This window comes from Sphingomonas kyeonggiensis (assembly GCF_014196745.1).
Classification (GTDB): Bacteria; Pseudomonadota; Alphaproteobacteria; order Sphingomonadales; family Sphingomonadaceae; genus Sphingomonas; species Sphingomonas kyeonggiensis.
The window spans coordinates 1,192,496-1,213,455 of record NZ_JACIEH010000001.1; the positions used below are offsets into that span (position 1 = coordinate 1,192,496).

The 20,960-nt window shown below is 65.5% G+C and carries 10 protein-coding genes; 8 read left to right on the forward strand and 2 right to left on the reverse strand.

Features of this window, described 5'->3' with window-relative positions; all coding sequences use genetic code 11:
• Positions 1-24: 24 nt before the first annotated feature.
• Together GGR46_RS05760 and GGR46_RS25710 are read left to right on the forward strand one after the other, a co-directional pair.
• Positions 25-2,337, forward strand: coding sequence for a TonB-dependent receptor (locus GGR46_RS05760; protein ID WP_183995376.1), 2,313 nt, complete (start codon positions 25-27; stop codon positions 2,335-2,337).
• 171 nt (positions 2,338-2,508) lie between these two features.
• Positions 2,509-2,634, forward strand: coding sequence for a hypothetical protein (locus GGR46_RS25710; protein ID WP_281396561.1), 126 nt, complete (start codon positions 2,509-2,511; stop codon positions 2,632-2,634).
• A 49-nt stretch (positions 2,635-2,683) separates the two neighbouring features.
• Here the strand turns inward: GGR46_RS25710 and GGR46_RS05765 are convergent, their stop codons facing one another.
• Entirely contained in the window at positions 2,684-9,133 is a 6,450-nt protein-coding gene (locus GGR46_RS05765; protein ID WP_183995378.1) for an IPT/TIG domain-containing protein, read from the reverse strand.
• Positions 9,134-9,249: 116 nt separating this feature from the next.
• The gene (locus GGR46_RS05770; RefSeq protein WP_183995380.1) at positions 9,250-11,973 is read right to left on the reverse strand and encodes a winged helix-turn-helix domain-containing protein; all 2,724 of its coding nucleotides are present in this window, start codon (positions 11,971-11,973) and stop codon (positions 9,250-9,252) included.
• Between the two features lie 664 nt (positions 11,974-12,637).
• Between GGR46_RS05770 and GGR46_RS05775 the strand changes: the two genes are divergently transcribed.
• The 6 genes from GGR46_RS05775 to GGR46_RS05800 all read left to right on the forward strand — a co-directional run bounded on the left by GGR46_RS05775 (position 12,638) and on the right by GGR46_RS05800 (position 20,932).
• Positions 12,638-15,640, forward strand: a complete 3,003-nt coding sequence (locus GGR46_RS05775; RefSeq protein WP_425506541.1) for a P-loop NTPase fold protein — start codon at positions 12,638-12,640, stop codon at positions 15,638-15,640.
• 430 nt (positions 15,641-16,070) lie between these two features.
• On the forward strand, positions 16,071-16,382 hold the full coding sequence (locus GGR46_RS05780; RefSeq protein ID WP_183995384.1) for an STAS domain-containing protein: 312 nt from the start codon (positions 16,071-16,073) through the stop codon (positions 16,380-16,382).
• On the forward strand, positions 16,379-16,747 hold the full coding sequence (locus GGR46_RS05785; RefSeq protein WP_183995386.1) for a response regulator: 369 nt from the start codon (positions 16,379-16,381) through the stop codon (positions 16,745-16,747). The genes GGR46_RS05780 and GGR46_RS05785 overlap by 4 nt, the downstream gene beginning before the upstream one ends.
• Complete coding sequence (locus GGR46_RS05790; RefSeq protein WP_183995388.1) at positions 16,744-18,708, forward strand: chemotaxis protein CheW; 1,965 nt, start codon at positions 16,744-16,746, stop codon at positions 18,706-18,708. Before GGR46_RS05785 ends, GGR46_RS05790 begins: the two co-directional genes overlap by 4 nt.
• A gap of 4 nt (positions 18,709-18,712) precedes the next feature.
• Positions 18,713-19,222 (forward strand): chemotaxis protein CheW, encoded by a 510-nt coding sequence (locus tag GGR46_RS05795; RefSeq protein ID WP_183995390.1) that lies wholly within the window; start codon positions 18,713-18,715, stop codon positions 19,220-19,222.
• A 15-nt stretch (positions 19,223-19,237) separates the two neighbouring features.
• Positions 19,238-20,932, forward strand: a complete 1,695-nt coding sequence (locus tag GGR46_RS05800; protein WP_183995393.1) for a methyl-accepting chemotaxis protein — start codon at positions 19,238-19,240, stop codon at positions 20,930-20,932.
• Positions 20,933-20,960 lie beyond the last annotated feature (28 nt).

A 20,960-nucleotide genomic window follows, 5' to 3' on the forward strand; every position in this document is an offset into this window, starting at 1 on the left:
GGGGCGGCACTTGCCGCGACTGCCATGTTCGGCATCGGCACAGCCCATGCCCAGAGTTTCAACGTCCCGCCCGGCCGTCTCGGTGACGTCGTGGCTGCCCTGGGCGAACAGAGCGGAACCACGATCGCGGTAACCGATCCGGACCTGGCCGCCCGCCGATCCCCCGGAGTGCGAGGCAGTTTCCCCTTGCGCACCGCGCTCGAGCACGCGCTGCGGGGAACCGGCACCGAAGCCTTGTTCTATGACCGCAATACCGTTCGCATCGTGTGGAAGCGTCCGTCGAAACCGAAACCCGTGAAGCGCGCGCCGCCGGCTGCACCGGTGATCCAGCCTGACTGGTCCCCGGAAATCGTCGTCACCGCCAGCAAGCAGGATATCCCGATCGACTCCTATCCAGGATCGGTCAAGCTCGTCGAGTTCGATCCGGGCTGGGTGGCGCGCAATGCCGCCGGAGGCACGGCTGCGATCACGAAGCTGCTTCCCTCGGTCGGGTCCACCAATCTCGGTTCCGCGCGCAACAAGCTGTTCATCCGCGGTATCGCGGACAGTAGCTTCAACGGCCAGACACAGGCCACGGTCGGCCAGTATCTTGGAGATGTCCGGCTCAACTACAATGCGCCGGATCCGAACCTGAACCTCTATGACATGAAGCGCATCGAGGTGCTGGCGGGGCCGCAGGGCACACTCTACGGCGCGAGTTCGCTCGGCGGCATCATTCGCCTCGTTCCCAACGAACCGGACACGCATACGCTGTCGACGACGATATCGATGGGCATCAGCGGGACCCAGTCAGGCGGCGTGGGCGGCGACGGCGCCGCGATGCTCAATCTGCCGATAGCAGATGGTCGGGTCGCCGTTCGCTTCGTCGGGTTCGGAACCCGCGAAGCGGGGTATATCGACGCGCCCGCGCGCAAGCGGCGGAATATCAACAACACGACCAGCTACGGGCAGCGGATGGCGTGGCGTGTCGAGGATTTGTGGGGGCTCACCGTCGATTTCGGTACCGCCACCCACAACACCTCCACCCAGGACGGGCAATATACGGTTCGGGGCGATCCGCCGCTGACCCGGGACAACGCGATCGCCCAGCCCTTCAAGAACACCTATTACCTGGCCTATCTCACCGCCCGGCGGCCAATCGGGCGCGCCGAGTTTGTTTCGACGACGTCGATCGTCCGGCATGACCTGAAGACGGTCTTCGATGCGACGGGCCATGACGGTTCGGCGTCGCCCGCCCGCTATGAGGAAAACAACAACATCGCCCTCATCAGCCACGAAACGCGGCTGTCGGGAGGGAGCAGGAATTACCCTTGGGTCCTGGGCGTTTCGGCCATCTACAACATCAGCGCATTGTCTCGTTCGCTCGGGGCCCCTGACGCCCCAACGCGGATCGCGGGCGTTGTAAATCGGCAGGCGGAGGCGGCGGTCTTCGGCCAGCTATCGAGGCCGTTGCTCCATCGCCTGACCGGCACGATCGGTGGACGACTCACCTTCGCTCGAAGCGTCGGCAACCTGCTCGACAGCCCCGTGGAGAAGTCAAAGGAGCCGTTCAGCAACGAGCTCCGGTTCTCGCCGACCTTGGCGTTTGACTGGCACCCCAGCGCGAAGTTCTCGACCTTCTTTCATTATCAGCAGGGATATCGGGCCGGCGGCCTGGCGGTCGCTCCGGCGGGATCGGCGCTGGAATCGCGTAAGTTCGCGACCGATGACCTGATCATGGGCGAATTCGGCATTCGACTTGGCCGCAAGGAACATGGACGTCTGTCGATCCGCGCCGCAATCTTCTACGCCGACTGGAACAATATCCAGGCCGATCTCATCGATCGCTCTGGTCTTCCCTATACGGCCAACATCGGAAGCGGGAGAATCTATGGCCTGGATGGCGACATAGTCTGGCGCCCCTCTCAGACCTTGGCGATCACGGCATCGGCGTTCCTGAACAACAGCGATCTGTATGCACCCGAGGCGGAGTTTGTGGCAGCCGGCGAGCGGACCCTGCCGAATGTGGCGCGCACCGGCGCACATGTCGTTGCTGCATGGCGCCGCGAGATCGCATCCGGCGTTACGCTCAGCAGCGAGGCTTCGCTGCGCCATGTGGGCTCGTCGCGATTGGGAGTCGGGTCGCTACTCGATATCCCGCAAGGGGATTATGTCGTCGGCGACATCGGCGGCCAATTGAGCTTCGGGAGGTTCGTCGTTTCGCTGGACCTGACGAATCTCGGCGATGTTCGCGGGAACAGCTTCGCCTTTGGAAACCCGTTCGGCCTGACCGAGCGCAATCAAATTACTCCGTTGCGACCGCGGGCCATTCGCCTAGGTCTCAGCGCTCGTTTCTGAGCGAGGCAAGCCGGCACCGCGAGTGATATCAGCGCAGCATCGTCCTGCTTGGCGATACGGGGAAGCTGGCCGCTGTCGCTGCCTACGAAAGTGCGCTGAAGGCTGCGAAAGAGGCGGTCGAGCTAAGTCGCAAGCTGGCCGAGGCCGGGGCACCAGGGCAAGGTCCCTACCGTGCGTGAAGCGATCGAAGAATACATCAGTACCGGAGGTACGGATTTTCAGTTCGATCTCGCGATCAAATTCTTCATCCGGCTCCCTGAATTTGTATTCTACCTCGAACATGATTTCCGCTCCTGATTTCCTGGCATTTCCGCGGGGGGTATCGGGAGAGCCTATTCGACGCGTCCTAGAATTCCTTCGACATACGGAGTTGCAATGTGCCGGCCTTCTCTCCCTGGCCTGCGCGCAGGCCGGTCTCGAAGTCGAACGACCAGCCGCCCTTGAGGATATCGAAGCGCGTACCCAGGCTCAGCTGGAGCTGCTCGCGTTTCCAGCCATTGCCGGAGAGGGCGTAGATCGCGCTGCCCGGGATATCGGCATAGTCGAGCCACTGGGCATCGACATCGGCGAACTCGTGGTTCCACTCCGCCCGGATCCGCGGCGTCACCGAGCCGAAGCCGAGCCTTTGGCGATATTCGATGCGACCGCCGAGCGTGCCGGTAATCGATTCCACCTGGCGCGCGGCGAAGCGAAGATTGTCGCGTCCGGCCCCGGTCTCGGCATAGGAGTCGAGACCAGCGCCCATATATTCGCCGCGCCCGTAGATCGACCATATCAGCGCGCCACTGTTCTGGTCGATTCCCGCGGAGATCGCACCGACCGTGTAGTTGCCGCCACGATTGCCAATGGCGGCGCTATTCACCGTCGCGGCGACGCGCCGGGTGGTGAAGTCCAGCCCGCCACGGCCGATCATGGCGTCGATGAACGCGTTGTCGATCGGCTGGACGCTGGCATAGGCGGCATAGAGCGTGCTCTTGCTGCGTACCTGCGCCGCCGATCCGATCCGGCTGAGGTCGTTGCCATAGCCGCCGCCCGCGCCGACCAGCACATTCTCGGCGAGCTTGATATCGACGCCGGCGCTGAGGCCGGCGGTGGTGGCGGTCACCTTCGCGCGGTCGGTCGTCGCATCGCGCGTGCCGATGTCGATCGAGCCGCCCGCCCAGGTCGCGACCGAGCCGATGCGGCGCTTGCCGTCATCGCTCGCGTCGCGCGCGAGGGATGACGGGGCGCCTGGCGCGGCACCTACCGCATGCGGGTCGGTGGCGAGCATCCGGCCGTTGCCGAGCGTATCGCCGTGCGACAGCGGCGACTGGGCGTCGTTGGCGTAACGGCCGATCGCTGGATCCTCGCCCGACATGCGCATCCGCTCGGTTATCGCCAGACCCCAATTCCTGTCGTCGGGGCGCTGCATCGTCGAGGAGGCGTCGCGCGCGGCAAGCGTGAGGCCCATGTCCATGCCCGTATAGCCGCCGCCATGATGAAGCTGCTCGTTGCGGCGCATGAAGTTGGACACCTGCGCCCGGGCGAAGCGGCGCGCCGCCTCGGCCTGGGCATCGCTGATCGCGCCGACATTAGGATCGCCCCGCGGATCCGGACGGGCCTCGACGGTGAGCGTCACGGTCGCCGGCGCCGAGGTGCCATGGATATTGCTCAGCGTGTAGGTGATCGCGATTGCTCCGCCGAAGCGGTTGTTCGGCGTCACGTCGAGGCGATAGGCACCGCTGCCGCTCGCGACGATGCTGGTCGTGGCTGCGTTCGTCGGCGACACGCTCACCACCGTCGCTGCGGTGAACGGGCCCCCGCGCGCGCCGTCGGTCAGCATCACCGATACGGTCTGGCCGTCGCCGGTCTTCGCCGCCTTGGGCGCCGCCTCCGGCGCCTGGCCGGTAACGGTGATCGTCACCATGCCCGGCGCCGAGGTGCCGCCCGGACCGACCGCCACATAGGTGAAGCTGTCGGTGCCGGTATAGTTCGCCGCAGGGGTGTAGGTCGCGATGTACGGGGCGGGGGCCGCCAGGGCCAGGGTGACGGCGCCGGGCGCCATCGCGGTGCCGCCGCCGCTCAGCGTCACGGTGCCGTGCGCCGATACGGTGTCGATGCGGATCGTATCGTAGACGCCGGACACCAGCGAGGACAGGTCGATATTGACGCTGGTGCCCGCGCTGGTGCTGCTGCCGGCGACCGAGCCGGCACCCGGCGCCGCAACCGGCGGCGGCGGGGTCGCCACGGTGAGGCTCACCGTCGCGGGGGCGGAGGTGCCGCCGGGGCCGGTGACGGTGTAGGTGAAGCTGTCCGCTCCATAATAGCCGCTGGCCGGCATATAGGTGACGATATCGCCGTTCACCGTCGCGGTGCCATGGCTGGGCGCCGTGCCGATCGCCAGCGCGCTATGGGTTCCGGTGATCGAGCCGGCGAGATCAATCGCCGTGCCGGTGCTGCCATAGGCCACCGAGGTGCCGCTCTTGTCCGACGCGGTGGGCGCGGTCGGGGTTGCCACTGTCAGCGTGACCGTCGCGGGCGCCGAAGTGCCGCCCGGGCCGGTCGCGGTGTAGGTGAAGCTGTCCGCGCCATAATAAGCGGCGGCCGGTGTGTACGTCACCACTTCGCCGGCAATGCTCACCGTGCCGTGCGCGGGCGCGGTGCCGATCGAGAGGCTGGAACGGACGCCGGTGATCGAGCCCGAGAGGTCGATCGCCGTGCCGGCGCTTGCATAGGGCACCCCCACGCCGGACTTGTTCGCCGCGACCGGTATCGCCGGCGTCGCCACGGTCAGGTTCACCGTCGCGGGTGCCGAGGTGCCACCCGGGCCGGTCGCGGTGTAGGTGAAGCCGTCCGTACCGAAATAGCCGACACTCGGAGTGTAGGTCACTATATCGCCCGCGATCGTCACCGTGCCGTGCACCGGTGCCGTCCCGATTGCGATGCTGGTATGCACGCCCGAGATCGTGCCCGACAAGTCGATCGCCGTGCCCGTGCCCGCATAGGGCACCGCCATGGCCGTGTCGGCAGCGATCGGCGCCACCGGCGTGGCGACCGTGACGCTCACCCTCGCGGCGTCCGACGTGCCGCCTGCGCCGGTCGCGATGTAGGTGAAGCTGTCGGGACCAGAATAGCCGGTGGCCGGCCTGTAGGTGACGACATCGCCTGCGACGCCGGTCGTACCGTGCGCCGGCCCCGTCGCGACCGCGATCGCGCTGTGCGGACCGCCGGTGATCGAGGCTGCGAGGTCGATCGCGGTGCCCGTGCCGTTGTACGGAACCGCCACGCCCGGCTTATCGGTTGCGACTGGCTTGTCGATGAAGGTGTAGGTGACGCTGCCGGGACTGGTCTGGCCGTTGACCGTCACGGAAACGGGGACCGTGCCGCCGCCGGTGGCGGGGGCGGTGACGGTAAGCGAGGCCGCGCTCGCCGCGGTGACCGTGCCGGTGGCACTGCCGAAATGGACCATATTGTCCCCCGGCGTCGTGCTGAAGCCGGTGCCGCTGATCGTCACGGCCTGGCTTGCCGGACCGGTGGCCAGCGAGATCGAGGTGACCGAGGGCAGCACGGTCGCCACGTTGCTGGTCGCACCTGGTGTCGCGGGATAGCCGGAAGGTGTGAAGCCGTCGAAGGCCCAGCTCGCGGTGCCCGGCGCCGCGCCCATATAGGGCAGGGTCACCGTGCAGGTCCCTTGCGGGATCTGGATGTTGGTGAAGCTAACCTGCGACGTCGACGGCGCTGAAGTCCTGCTCGCCGGGATACCGCAGCTGCCGCCCAGGCCCGATGCGCGAGTGAACACGATATTGTTCGAGTGCAACTCGCTGCTGAACGCCGGCGTGACGGCGGCATTGGGGTTGCTGAAGGTGAGCGTCAGCGTGCCCGACGCACCCGAGGTGATCGGCGTCGGCGCATAGGCGACGCTGAGGCTGACTGCTCCCGCCGCGCCGATCGCGAAGCTCTGCTGGACCTGCGGTGCGGCGTTCCAGTTGGTATCGCCCGCCTGGTTGGCGTCGATCACGCAGGTGCCGGTGCCGGTGAAGGTCACCGTGCTGCTCGAAAGCGCACAGCCCGTACTGGCGCCGTCGAGCGAATAAACGACGCCCAGGCTCGAACTCGCGGTCGCGGTGACAGTGTAGGGCGCGCCGCCCACGGCCGCGCCGGGGGCGGCCGACGTAAAGCTGATCGCCTGGCTACCCTTGGCGATCATGCCCGAGACGGTCGAGCCGGTGGCGGTGACTGCCGGAACCTGGCTATCGGTCGCCTGAATCGCATAGCTGAATGCGCCTGCGGTGGTCGGTGTGCCCGTGACCGTGCCTGAGGCCGGATCGAGCGCGGTGCCGGCCGGAAGCGTACCTGAGGCGAGGGCATAGGTGTACGGTGCGACACCGCCCGCGGCCAGGTTGCGCTGGTCGTAGCTCGCACTGACGACGATGTCCGAAGGCGTGCCTGGGCTGATCGCCAGGCTCGCCGGGGTAACGGTTAAGCTCCGCGAGACCCGCGACGCGGCGGCGTAGCTCGCGTCGCCTGCCTGGTCGGCATCGATCGTGCAGGTACCGGTCGCGACCAGCGCGAGTGTGGTGCCCGAGACGGTGCAGACCTCAGTGGTGCTCGTGGAGAAGCTGACCGTCAGGCCCGAGCTCGCCGTGGCCGACAGCATGAGCGGCGTGGGCGATAGCGAGGTGTTGGAGAGCGCGGCGAACTGGATGGTCTGCGTGCCCTGGTTCACCGTCAGGCTTGCCGTCGCGGGGGCCGAAATGCCGCCCGGCCCGGTCGCCGTATAGGTGAAGCTGTCCGCGCCGACATAATTGGCGTTCGGTGTGTAGGTGATCACGTCGCCAGCGATGCTGGTCGTGCCGTGCGCCGGCCCGGTACCGATCGCGATGCTCGTGTGGCTGCCGCTAATGGCGGCTGCAACGTTGATCGTCCTGGGCGTATTGAAGAGGACCGTGATGCTGGAGAGGTTCCCGGCCGCCGGCCGGAGGACATAGGTGTAGCTGGCAGTCGCCGAGCCGCCTGCGGTCGTCACCACGACGGGGACTGAACCGGAGAGGTGGGCCGGAGTCGTGAAGGCGAGATTGGTGCCATCGTTCGAGCCGATCGCCACGGACGCACCGTCGATGGTGAGCGTCGCGTCGGTGAGGTCGGTGCCGGTCAGCGTCACGGCCTGGCCGCCCGCGGTCGGACCGCTGTCCGGCGACGCCGCGCTGAGCGTCGGTGCCGCGACATAGGTGAACACGGCGCTAGGTGAAGTCAGGCTGGTCCCGCCGGGGCTGATGACGGTGATGTCGACCGTGCCTGCGCTACCCGGAGGTGCTGTTGCGTCGATCCTCGTATCGCTGAAGACCGTATAGGACGCGCCGACCGCGCCGAATTTGACTGCCATATCAGCCGACCTGCCAAAGGCGCTGCCGGTGATCCTCACGCTGGTGCCCCCCCCAACCGGGCCGCTCGCCGGCGAGCTTGTGCTGACGACCGGCACCGGCACATAGGTGAAGACGCTCCCCGCGCTCGTCGCGCTGGTCCCGCCGGGCGTCGTGACAGTGACGGTGGCCCCGCCGCCGATACGCGCCGGTGTGATGGCGCTGATCTGGTTGTCGTTGAGGACCGTATATGTGGCTTCAGTGGCTCCGAACTTGACGGCATGCTGGGGGGCGGCCGCCGAAAATCCGGTTCCGGTGATCATCACCACGATGCCGCCCGCACCAGGGCCGACTTCCGGCGAGACCGAGATTACCGTCGGCACGTCAGCCGTCCGCGTCACCGTGATCCCATAGTCCCTGGTCGCGCCGCTCTGCGCAGTGACTCGGACGGTGATCGCGTTGGCGCCGAAGTTCAGAGCGACGCTTGTCGGACTGCCCGAGGTTGCGGGGTTGCCATTGACCGTCACCGTCGTGCCTGCCGGGCCTGCGACGGCGGGTGTGACGTCGAGCGAGGTTATATTGGCGGCGACGGACGCGGTGTAGGCGGTCGTGCCGGCGCTGAAACCCGGGTTAAGCGTGCCCTGCGACAGCGCCAGATTGGACAGATTGGCGTTGGTCGAACTGGCGACGGTGAGCCCCGTCGGCGTGGTTGCGGTGTCGCCGGGGAGCGCGAAGCCCGTCGTGTTGGCGCCGGTCGCCGCGATGGTGCCGGTGGTGTAGCTGTAGGTGTTCGGGGCCGTCGAAGTGACCGTGACGATCACCGTGCAGTCGCCGTTGGCGCTCAGGTTCGTAGTGTTCAGGCTGACCGCATTGCCCGAAACGGCCCCGGCGCTGCAGGTGCCCCCGGCCAGGGAGCCGGTAAGGCCTGACGGCAGGACCCGCGCCGCGATCGTGATGCCGCCGAGCGGGACCGGGTTCGGGTTGGAGGCCGTCAGCGTGAGCGTGGTGCTGCCCCCGTTCGCGATCGAGGTCGCGCCGAACGTCGCGACGACCTTTGGCGGCTCGACATAGTAATAGCCGCCCGGCCCGAAGGTCGACTCGCCGCCCGCGTTGGTAACCCTGACGCTGACCGAGCCCGCGGCATGATCGGGCGGCGTGACGGTGATCGACGTCGGGCTTTCCGCCGTGATGGTGCCGGCGACGCCGTCGAAGGTGACGCTGTTTCCCGATGCGCTGAAGCTCGTGCCCGTGATCGTCACCGCGTCCGGATTGACGGTCCGCCCGATAGCGGGCGAGACGGAGCTGACCGTCGGCGTTGCCGCGAGTGCCGCGCCCGGCGCGATCACGGCCATGACGACGGCAAGGATCGCGAGGATCCACCAGGATCGCGCTGCCTGCTTCCGGCTCGGCGAATATCCGCCCGCACACGCCGTGCCGCGATCATTGCTGCTGCTCATCTTGCCCCCGTCGACCTTGGCGGCAAGACTCGCTCGCGAGCCGCCGGTATCGTGGCGATGCGTTGCGCAGACCGCGGCAAAAAGTGATGCCTGGTGAAGGGTAGGTCAGTCAGTTTTTAGGGTAGGATGCCCTCACCGGCCGGGTTGGGGACCGGCCTGATGTGCGAAGCGACGGCCGCCGCCATCGCGCGATTGTCCACGCCGAGCTTGCGGAAGATATTCTTCAGGTGGAATTTGACGGCGTCCTCGGAGAGATCGAACGCGCGTGCGATCACCTTGTTCGAACGGCCCTCCTGCAACGTCGCCAGGATCTGCTGTTCGCGACCCGTCAATTTCCGGTCCACGTCCTTCGCACAATCGGCGGCGATGACCCGGGGAAGCAGGTCCGATAGCAAGGCGCCCTGAGGCGAGGCCTGCGTCATCGTCTTCGCGAAACCGGGCGTCAGCAGAAGTGCGGCCAGATCGACTTCGAGGAATGGCTGCAGCATCTGCTCGTCAGCAGCCAGCACGAGCGCTTCGCTCAGGGCGATGTCGGCGCGCTCGCGATCCCCGCGTGCCGCGTGCGCCAGCGCCAGCAGGAGGTGCCCGCGGATTCTGGCGGGCGTCCGCCTTCCCGCCGCCGACCGCTCCGTCAGCACCTGTGCAAGACGCAGCGCCTCGCCGTCATGCCCTTCGTGCAGGGCGAGCAGGCAGAAAGCGGGCGTGAAGAAGTCGAGCTCCATCCAGCCGTCGCCTTCTGCCGAGGCGGCGGACATGCCGATCTGCCCAGCCTTGCGCGATGCAGCTTCCCATTGACGATCGTCGATGAGCAACTGGAGGTGCAGGCCCTCGAGCAGCGCCTCCATGCGCGGCAGGCCGTGATAGCGGGCGAGCTGGCGGCCACGCTCGACCATGCGCATCGCCGCCGTCATGCCGGCTGTGGCGAAACTGGAGCGTGCCGCGACATAGGTGGCGATGAAATATTGCTCGAACGAGCCTTCGGCGAGCTCCAGGCCGGTGAGCGCCTGCTCGGCGGCATTGGCGGCCTGCGCCAGGGCATTGCGCTCATAGAGAAGCCTGGCTTCCACAGTATGGCCGATCGCCCCGAAGGCCGGGCTGTTCTCCAGCTGTGCCTTCAGCACGATCCGCGCATCGGCCAGCAGGACTTCGGCGGACGACAGCCTGCCCAGGAACAACTGGCTCACTGCCTGATGGGTCAGCATGATGAAACGGGCCTGGCCGGTTCCGCCGATATCGAAAATCTCGAAGGCCTGGCGGAGCGACGCCAGCGCCGCGTCGAACTGGCCGCGCAGCATCTCCCCACGGCCCTGCACATTGTGGAGCAGCCCCTTCAACCACCAGTCGCGCTCCGCGAAATCGGCGAGGGTCTTGCGCTGCGCGCCGCGTGGGTTGGGGGGAGGGGCCTGGTCGATGAAGCACAAATGCAGCCCCTCGACGACGGCGAGATCGCGTTCGAGGCCGGGATCGATATCCTTCCCGACCAGCGATGTGTTCAACGCGTGCAGCGTCTGGCCGGCTTCCGCGATGCTGCCGAGCTTGAAGGTCATCGCGACATGGCCGGCCCGCAGCCTCGGCCGTTCGTGGACCACCTCCGCCGGAAGGTGCAAGAGCAGCGCGCGCACGGCCCGCGCGCCGACCTGGATGCAGAGATCGACGCAGCCGGCATTCTCGACCAGCTCGATCGTCCGCTGCTGGTCGCCGCTCAGCAGCGCATGTTCCACCGCTTCGAAGAGCAGCCCTTGCCCTTCGAACCAGTCCGCGGCGCGCGCGTGCAGTGCCGCCAGCCGCTCGGGAGCCAGCTTGCGGCGCTCGCTCTCCAGGAACTCCGCGAAGATGGGATGATGTCGGTGCCATTGGCGGCTTTCGTCCAGCGGGCTCGTCAGGCCGTGCAGCGCCTTCAGCCGTTCCACGAACGCTGCCGAATCGGTGCGCCCCCGGATCGCGTCCACCAGCGTGCCGTTGAAGCGCGGCGAGATCGAGCTTTCGCGGAGGAAATCCTGGAGGTCGCCCGGCAGGGCGTCGAATATCTCGGCGGCGAGATAGTCGGCCATCCCCTCGATCGAAGTGATGAACGATGCCTTCAGCGATGCCGGTGAGCGATCGCCGGCGAACCAGAGCTGCGCCAGCTGAAGGGCGATGGCCCAGCCTTCGGTGACCTGGCTGAGCTCGGCCAGCTCATCGGCCGACAGTCCGGCGGATGCCATGAGCGCTGCCGCCTCGTCCGCGCTCAGCCGGAGGTCCTCCTGGCCCAGTTCGATGAGCTGGCCCTGTGCCTTCAACGCGATCAGGTTGAGCTTTGGACGCACCCGGCTGGAAATCGCCACATGCCAGTTCCCCGGCATGCGGCGGAGCATAACGTCGACGAGCTCGGATACCGGCCCATCGTTCAGCAGATGCCAGTCCTCGAGGAACAGCCAGGTTTCCTGGCGAGCTTGGTCCCCCAGCACGAGCATGGCCTCCAGCAGCACCGCCGGCCCGAGCTGGTGTCCAGGTGCGCAATATTCGGGAGGAATGTCGAGGCCGGCGTGGCGGAGCGCCGATGCCATGCCTGCGACGAAACGCTCCGGATCGGCGTCATGCGGCTCGAACCCGATCCAGGCCACGCAAGCGCCGGAGTCGAGCAGGAGCTTGCGCCACTGCGCCAGGAGAACGGTCTTCCCGTAGCCGGCGGGAGCTTGAACGACCAACAAGCGTCTGGAGCGCTGCCGTTCGATCGCCTGCAGAAGCCGGTTACGCTCGACCAGCTGCGTCAGACAGGAAGGCGGTGCATGCTTGGCACTGCTGAAGGCGTTCGTGATCAGAAGGACCAGCTTTCCATTGGCGAAGCGCGCGCCGTGCATGTGTGTGAACGGAGTGGCTGCGACGCCCCGCTTTGCGGCGACACCGACCGGGTTCCAGAAGCTAGCGTAACACGTCGTTCCTTTAAAGATGCGGCGTTCCTCGCATCTACTCGCCACGTCTCGGCGGGGCGCGGACAAGGCCCCGGTCATCAGTGGCGCAAGACCGATCCCCAAGAGCAATACCCGGTCACACTGGATTGCGGATGGGTCCCCGGTGCAATCGGTGATTGGCGGCTATGGTCATCGCGCCCATGAAAGCCGTCGGACAGTTATCGGCCCGGAGGCTGCCCTGTATTGCCCGAGATTGGGTGTCGAATGGGCAAGATTCGGGACTGGCGCGATCGCCAGCGGCTGGCAACATCGCCAGATGAGGCTTCGAGACTTTGAGCGTGAACAAGCGCAGAGTGGCGGACGATCCCGTTGAACATAGCCTCAATATTAGGCGGAGGGTATGAATGCACGGAATTCGGAGCCGAGAGGTTTGAAAATTGACGACCAGATGGTACCCGGCCAATCACTCTCCGTCGCAGTCAAACCCTAGGTTGTTCGAGGCGCGGAACCAAGATTTGATGGGCGTCCAATGAGTACTTCACCTAAAGAAGAGAATGCCTCCCTAGATAGAGACGCTGGCTGGACGCCGGAACGCGTGACGCGGCTGCGCGAGATGTGGGATTCAGGCCTCACGGGGACGCAGATCGGCGAAGAGTTGGGAATTTCCCGAAATAGAGTAATCGGGAAGGCACATCGTCTCGGTCTTCCTTCAAGGCCGTCTCCAGTGAAGCCCAATCAGGCGTCACCGAATGGGAAGGCGACGATTTCGGAAGCCTCTGGTGAGCTTCCACCTGACCCCTTCGAGGCTCTCGTTGGCGCGTCGGCTCGGCTCGATCAGTTGAACGAGCGATCAAGCGGTAGCCGCCGCCTGCTTTCACCCGGTGTGGTTGCCGTGCTCGAGGAAGCTGCACACAGACTGGCTAACGAACCTGTTCCGGACCCCAAGCCGACAATAGTCGATGCCGAAGCTTATTTTCGGACGGCGCTCACGTCGCTCGGGAGCCCATTCGACGGCGCACTGCGTGATAGGCTGTTCGCGTGGAGCGATTTCCGCTTGCCGCCGATAGAACCCGCGTCAGTTGGGGACCCGCGCCAATTTGGTTTGGCGTCGCAGGTGATCCTGAAATGGGATCTCGTGGAGGTCTTGGCGACGGCCTCGCGTTTGCAGCGCCGGACACGCTCGCGCGCGGGAGCGGTTTCCGCGCAATTCATGTGGGGTGGTGCGCTTTCCACGCGTGACGGCCAAGCTGCCCTCCAATCGCTCGGCCTCTTTGTGGACGGGTTCGAGCAGTTCCGTTCTGCACTGCTTGAAACACTTATCGCTGCGACATCGGCTGCAGACCGCAGGGAGTTCGCCGATTACATCCGGGATCTGCCGGACCTCCGCACTGAGCGAAGAGTTCGCCCGGAGTATATTGATGATCGCGCGCTTGCCGGGCGTGATGCGCTCGGATCAGGTGACGACTCGCGGGCGCTTGCCGGTCTTCTGACACTTGAATCTGCCGGGCCGCCCATGGCGGTGGGCGTGTTCGGCGCCTGGGGCAGCGGCAAGAGCACGCTGCTGAAGCAAATTCAACACCAGGTCACACTAGCTGTTGATCGGCAGCGCCGGACTGACAACGCGACAGCCACGGCCGATGGGACCGACCCTGCGGACCGGCGGATACGCAACATAATACAGGTGTCGCTTAACGCTTGGACGTTCGCGGACAGCGCTAACCTATGGGCATCGATCACATCAGAGATTTTCGATCAGATCGCCTCCGGCGGGCTGGATCACGCCGAGGCGCAGCGGGGCGCGAGCCTCGTAGCGGAAGTTGCGAAGCGAACCGGCGAAGAAGCCGAGCATCTCCGCTCGACGCTCAAGACCCAGTCGGAATCTCAGGCAGCTGTTACCAAGGCAGAGCAGCAAGTCGAGAAGGCCCGGAACGCAAGGCAATCTACCCTTGCGGATGCTGCCGGACAGGCGGTCCTGGCTCTACTTGGCGAGGAAGAGAAAGCCGACAAGTCGGAGGCAAGCAAGAGCGAAAAGAGCGCCATCATGGCGCTCAAAGACGCGGTGTTCGACGAAAGCCGCGAGCCTAGCGAGAAGGCGGTACGCCGTTACGCAAATGCTGCGGGCGACATGACGCGCGTCATCCTGATAGCCATCGACTATTTTTGGAAGGCGGGGTGGCGGAGATGGGCGGCGCTGCTCGCGGTCCCCGTCATAGGCTTTACGCTATGGTGGGGCTGGGCTCTGCTGCTCCCTCACGTATCCCCAGCTATCGGCTGGGTCGTCCGATGCGCATCGCTGCTCGCGTTCCTGCTGCCGGTTGCCCCGTTTCTCTTGCCGGCCCTGCGGGTCGCGGGAATGTTCAATCGGGAGCTCGCGGCGCGGCAAAAAAAGGCAGATGAAGAGCTGCTCGCCGCCAAAGAGCAGCTTGCCAGGCATAAGGCCGCATTTGAGGCGGCCGCTGCGGAACGCTCCAAGCGTGAGGCCTATCTCGCCAAATATCGTGGTGCCGCGGAGGCGGGCCTTGCTGGCGCGCCCAGTCTTATGCTCGAATTTCTGCTCAAGGATTCGGCGGATGTCGCTGCGGTCCGTGCCCAGCTCGGCTCGTTAGCGGCCGTACGCCGCAGCTTCGAGCAATTGAGCGCGGTGGTTGCCGCCGGTCGGCGCAAAGAGACGGGCGAGAGCGTAGAGCGAATCATCGTCTACATCGACGATCTGGATCGTTGTACCGAGGCACAGGTTGTCCAGGTCTTGCAGGCTGTGCACCTGCTACTCGCCTATGACTGCTTCATCGCAGTCGTCGCCGTGGATGCGCATTGGCTTCAACACGCACTTGAGACTGTCTACGAGCAATTCAAGGGATCGGATGGAAGCGCCAAGGCCGCCGATTATCTGGAGAAAATCTTCCAGATTCCCTTCTGGGTGAAGCGCCTTCGGGACCCTGAGGCGGAGAATGGCAAGCAGTATCACGCATATCGGAGCTTCGTGGCTGCGATGATTGGTTCGACCTCAGAGGCCCAGACGGTGCCTCTCGCCCGGCCTGCCGATCCGACCGCCGCCGAGCCCGCAGTTTCTAGAGACTGGCTCGAGCGTGTGGAGCCGTTTGCGCCGCGCGATCGCGAGGAAGTCACCGACCTACTGGCCTTGACAGTAGACGAGCGGGAACTGCTGATGTCCTTGGGCCCGATAGCTGCAAAATCACCGCGGGCGGTTAAGCGTTTCGTCAACCTCTATCGCCTGATCCGGGCTTCGATGGGACAGAGTGATATTGAGCGCTTCCTGTCTGCTCAGTTGTCGAATGTTCCATCCTTTGCCGCTGTCCAGCTCATGCTCGCGATCGAGACAGGTTTTCCGAGTGCAGTGGTGCCGATCTGCCTCGACGGCATCGGTCAGACTCCCGACGAACTCTGGCGGCGTATCGTGGAAGGTGTAAGCCTCAACGCAGATCCGCTGGCACCGCCGTCGGCGCCGGCCTGGTTGACTGCATTGACCCAGGCGGGTCTGCGAAATGCCTTCCTGGAAGGCGTGCGGGAGGCCGTCCGGGTTCTGGGTCGTCCCATCGAACCGCATGAACTACGCTTGGCTCGGCAGATCGTGGCCCGATACTCCTTCCATCCCTGAATATGACACGCGCTTCGGAGTGAAATCGGGCCATTGAGCATGTCCTGCCGAGTGTTTGACTCGAGGCGCGCTGTAGAGAGCGACACGGCGCTTCCAGGACAGATTTCAAAGGTCGTGAATGCCGCGCAGCATCTGACCAACTCAGCGATCAGCAACGCCATCAAGTTGGCAAATTGCAGCGCCAGGGCGCGGTAGGCCTGTCAGCGCGACGCCCGGCATTGCGCGCGATCGAGATCAGCATCTGAATGTGGGGATCGGAAGGGAGGGGTTCCCTCTTCGCGCTTCCTGGAAAACGTTTCTGATCCGAATCGGTTCATGAAAAATGCGGTAAAACATCAGCTTCCTCGGAACTCCTCCTAAAATTGCAAGGGGAAGCCCATAGTTCCGGCCGACGCCGGCGACCTCATGGGCATTGGGACATGAGGAATCGATGCATCAGCTCCTTGAGCTTCAAGGCTCTCAAACCGTGCGCACTGCGCCGGAACTGCAACGCGCTCTGCTCGCTGCGTTGGACGCGGGTGCCGATGTCGCGCTCGATATCTCCGATATAGCCGAGCTGGATCTCAGCTTCGTCCAGACCGTCTGCTCCGCGCGGCACCATGCCGTGCTTGGAGGCAAGACGCTTCGTCTCGCGCGTCCTGCGCCGGGCCCGGTGGCCGCGCTGCTGACGCGCGCGGGTTTCCTCACCGACATCACCCCCGATGATCTCGATTTCTGGTTCCATGGAGTGCTCGCCCAATGACCGCCTCGATCCTAACCGTTGACGATTCCCCGAGCCTGCGGATGGCGATCCGTATCGCACTGACCGGCGCGGGCTATGCCGTTACCGAGGCAGGCGATGGTGTCGAGGGGCTGGCAGCAGCCAATGCGGCCAAGTTCGATCTGATCATCACCGATCTGAACATGCCCAACATGGACGGGCTGACGATGATCCGCGAACTGCGCAAGGATCCCGCGCAGTGCGGTACGCCGATCATCTTCCTCACCACCGAATCCGATGATGCGATGAAGCAGCAGGCCAAGGCCGCCGGCGCGACCGGGTGGCTGGTGAAGCCTTTCGTTCCCGAGCAGCTCATCAAGGTGTCGCGCAAGGTTCTGGGCCGGTGATCGGGCAGGATCCGATCGCGGCATTCCGCGTCGAGGCGGGCGAGTTGCTCGAGCAGATCGAGCAAGGCCTGCTCGATCTCGGTCACCGGCTGGACGATCGCGATCTGGTCGATGCGGTGTTCCGCGGCCTGCACACCCTCAAGGGCTCGGGCGCGATGTTCGGCTTCGACGCGCTGGCGAACTTCACCCATCATTGCGAGACGGCGTTCGATCGGGTTCGCAAGGGGCTGGCTCCGGCCACGCAGGAACTGGTGGCGGTGATCCTGTCCGCACAGGACCATATGCGCGCGCTTGTCGATGGTGATGGCAAGGGGCTCGAAGCCACCGGCGATGCGATCCTCGCGCGCCTGCAGGCGGCCATTGACGGCGCAGCGGGCACACCCGTCGCCGCCGTTGCGGAAGCGCCCGCCCAGGGCTGGCGGCTGTTCTTCCGCCTGCCCCCCGAAGCGATGGCGAACGGCTCCAACCCGCTGATGCTGCTCGATGAGCTCCGTGAGCTGGGCGAGTGCAAGATCGTCGCACGCACCGACGCCATTCCGCCGCTCACCGATCTGGTGCCGGTCGAATGCCATATCGGCTGGGACGTCGAGCTGCGCGGCGACATTTCGCGCGACGATATCGACGATGTCTTCATCTTCGTGATGGACGACATGGAGCTGAAGATCGAAGCGCTGGCGCCAGAGCCCGCCGTCGAAACCGTCAGCTTGCCGGTTGCCGCCAATGACGCGCCGCCGCCGGCTGAAGCCAATCCGGCGTCTGGTCGCCCAGCCGCCAAGGCAGGCGAAAGCGTCCGCGTGCCGGCCGAGCGGCTGGACGAACTGATGGACCGCGTCGGCGAACTCGTCATCGTTCAGAGCCGATTGTCGCAGCTTGCCCATGGCAGCGCGGTGGGATCGGAAATGGCGCTGCGCTCGATCTCCGAGGAAATCGAGCGGCTCGCCAGCGAATTGCGCGACACGATGATGGTGCTGCGCATGGTGCCGGTCGCCACGTTGTTCGGCCGCTTCCGCCGCCTGGTCCACGACCTTGCGCGTGACACCGGCAAGACCATCGACTTGGTCACCGAAGGCGAAGCGACCGAAGTCGACAAGACGGTCATGGAGCGGCTGGCGGACCCGATGGTCCATCTGATCCGCAACAGCTGCGATCATGGGCTGGAAACGCCGGAGGAACGCATCGCCGCCGGCAAGCCCGCCAGCGGGCAGGTGCGCCTGTCCGCGCACCAGCAAGGCGGAGAAGTGGTCATCACCATCCGCGACGACGGGCGCGGCATCGATCGCGAGCGCGTTCGTGCCAAGGCGGAAGCACAGGGGCTGATCCAGCCGGGCCAGGTGCTGGCCGACCAGGAACTGCTCCAGATGATCTTCCATCCGGGCTTCTCCACGGCGGCGGCGGTCACCAATCTGTCGGGGCGCGGCGTCGGCATGGACGTGGTCAAGCGCACGATCGAGAGCCTGCGCGGCGCGATCGACATCAAGAGCGCGCCGGGGGAGGGATCGACCGTCACGCTGCGCATTCCGCTGACGCTGGCGATCATCGACGGCCTGCTCGTGCGGGTAGGCGAAGGGCGCTATGTCATCCCGCTCGCCGCCGTCGAGGAGTGCATCGAGCTCAGCCTCGAGGACGATCTCCGATCGCGTGGCCGCAGCTTCATCACCCTGCGCGAGCGGCTGGTACCCTTCCTGCGCCTGCGGGAAATGTTCGAGACGGGCACGCGCCCCGATCCGCACCAGAAGATCGTCGTCATCGCAACCGGAGCGGAGCGTGTCGGCCTGGTGGTCGACCAGATCATCGGCAGCCACCAGACCGTCATCAAGTCGATGTCGGCGCTGCACCGTGACGTCACCACCTTCGCGGGTGCCACCATCCTGGGCGATGGCGGGGTCGCGCTGATCCTGGACGTCGTCCAGCTCGTCACCCTCGGCCAGCATCAGGAGGAGCGGCTTCGCGCCGCCGGATAAAGCCATGCAGGAACAAACCACTACGCAATGGGGCGCCGACGGTGCCCTCGAAGTCCTGACCTTCGATCTTCAGGAAGAGACGTTCGCGCTGGAGGCCATCATGGTCCGCGAAATCCTTGACCTGTTGCCGGAGACCATCGTGCCCGGTGCACCGTCGCTGGTCGGCAGCGTCGTGAATTTTCGCGGCAAGATCATCCCGATCGCCGATCTTCGGCTGGCGTTCGGCATGCCTGCCGCTGAAGCAACGGTCGACAGCCGCATCGTCGTCATCGAGCTCGAGACCGAAAGCGAGGCGTTGCAGCTCGGTATCCGCACCGACAAGGTTCACGAGGTCGCGACGCTGATGCGCGACAATAGCGAGCCCGCGCCTGCGGTCGGCCTGCGCTGGCGCCGCGACTATGTCCGCGAACTGGTGCGGACCCAGGACGGCGTGATCGTCCTGCCCGATCTCGCCACGATTTTCCGCACGTTCCTTGGCGCTGGCGATGCCGCCGCGCTTTCCACCGTTCATTGAGCCAGGGGGCTTAACATGCACGCATCCATCAAGCTGAAGCTGGGCGCCACCTTCGCGCTCCTGCTCATCATCATGACCGCAGTCATCGTTATCGGTGTCTCGCGCCTCGCGTCGCTGAACGACGCAATGGGCACCGTCATCAACGGCCCGGCCAAGCAGCTCGATCGCGCACGCGCCATCGACGGCGGCGTGAGCATGATGATCCGCGCCGAGAAGAACCTGACGCTGAGCGACGATCCAAAGTTCCGCCAGGAGATGGAAACGTCGCTCGCCAACTGGCGTGGGCGCGTGGAGGAGGCTCTGGAGCAGGCCAACGCCAAGCCTTCGGAACGCACCAAGGATATGTGGAGCGAGCTGCGCGACGACTATAACAGCTTCAAGCCGGTAAACGAGAAGGTGGCCGCGCTCAGTGGCACCGACAAGCCGGCGGCGGTCGCGCTCAGCATCGGCGATTCACGCGACAAGGCCGGCGTGCTGACCAAGAAGGCCGAACAGCTGGTCAAGCTGCAGCAACAGATGATGGCCGAAGCCGAAGATAATACCGAGGCGCTCTACGGTTCGGCGCGCGTCACCATGCTGGTGATGGGTATCGCAGCCTTCGTCATCACGATCGCCGCCGCGCTTTATCTGTCGCTGCTGATCGCACGGGGCCTCAAGTCTGCCGGCGATGCGATGCGCCGCGTTGCGGAGGGTGATCTGACCCGAACCGTCGAGGTAAAGAGCCGTGACGAGATCGGCGCGTTGCTTGGGCTGGTCAACAGCATGATCGAGCGCCTGCGCGGCGTGGTCGGCGACGCCAACGTGGCGGCCGAGAATGTCTCGGCGGGCAGCCAGGAACTGTCGGCCAGCTCGGAGCAGGTGTCGCAGGGCGCAACCGAACAGGCTGCCGCCGCCGAGCAGGCTTCGGCTTCGATGGAAGAGATGGCAGCCAACATCAAGCAGAACGCCGACAACGCAGCGCAGACCGAGAAGATTGCCCGCCAGTCGTCCAAGGACGCCGAGGCCAGCGGTGTCGCGGTCGAGAAGGCCGTCGATGCGATGCGCACGATCGCCGAGAAGATCGGGATCGTTCAGGAAATCGCCCGCCAGACGGATCTGCTGGCACTCAATGCCGCCGTCGAGGCGGCGCGTGCCGGCGAGCATGGTCGCGGCTTCGCGGTCGTCGCTTCGGAAGTGCGCAAGCTTGCCGAGCGCAGTCAGACGGCGGCGGCTGAGATCGGCGCTGTTTCCACCGACACCGTTCGCGCTGCGACCGAAGCCGGCGAGATGCTCACCAAGCTGGTGCCGGATATTCGCCGGACCGCCGAGCTGGTCTCCGAGATCAGTGCAGCATGCCGTGAACAGGATATCGGCGCGTCGCAGATCAACGAAGCGATCCAGCAGCTCGATCAGGTGACCCAGCAGAATGCGGGCGCATCGGAGCAGATTTCGACCACGTCGGAAGAGCTCGCTGCGCAGGCCGAAGAGCTTCAGGCCAGCATCGCCTATTTCCGCATCTCGGAGAACTCGAGCGGGCGCAAGGTCGCGCCGATGACCGGTCGTATCCCGGTCGCCACGGCGCGCAAGCCCGCCGCTCCCGCGGCCAGGAAGCCGGGCGCCACGCCCAATTCGATCGCCGATCAGAAGGCGCGGGTGAACGGCTTTGCACTTGATCTCACCAGCGGCGGCCCGGACGCGGACGACGCGGCGTTCGGCAGCCAGGCCGCCTGACGGCGGAAGTCAACAATCACGGCGGCCG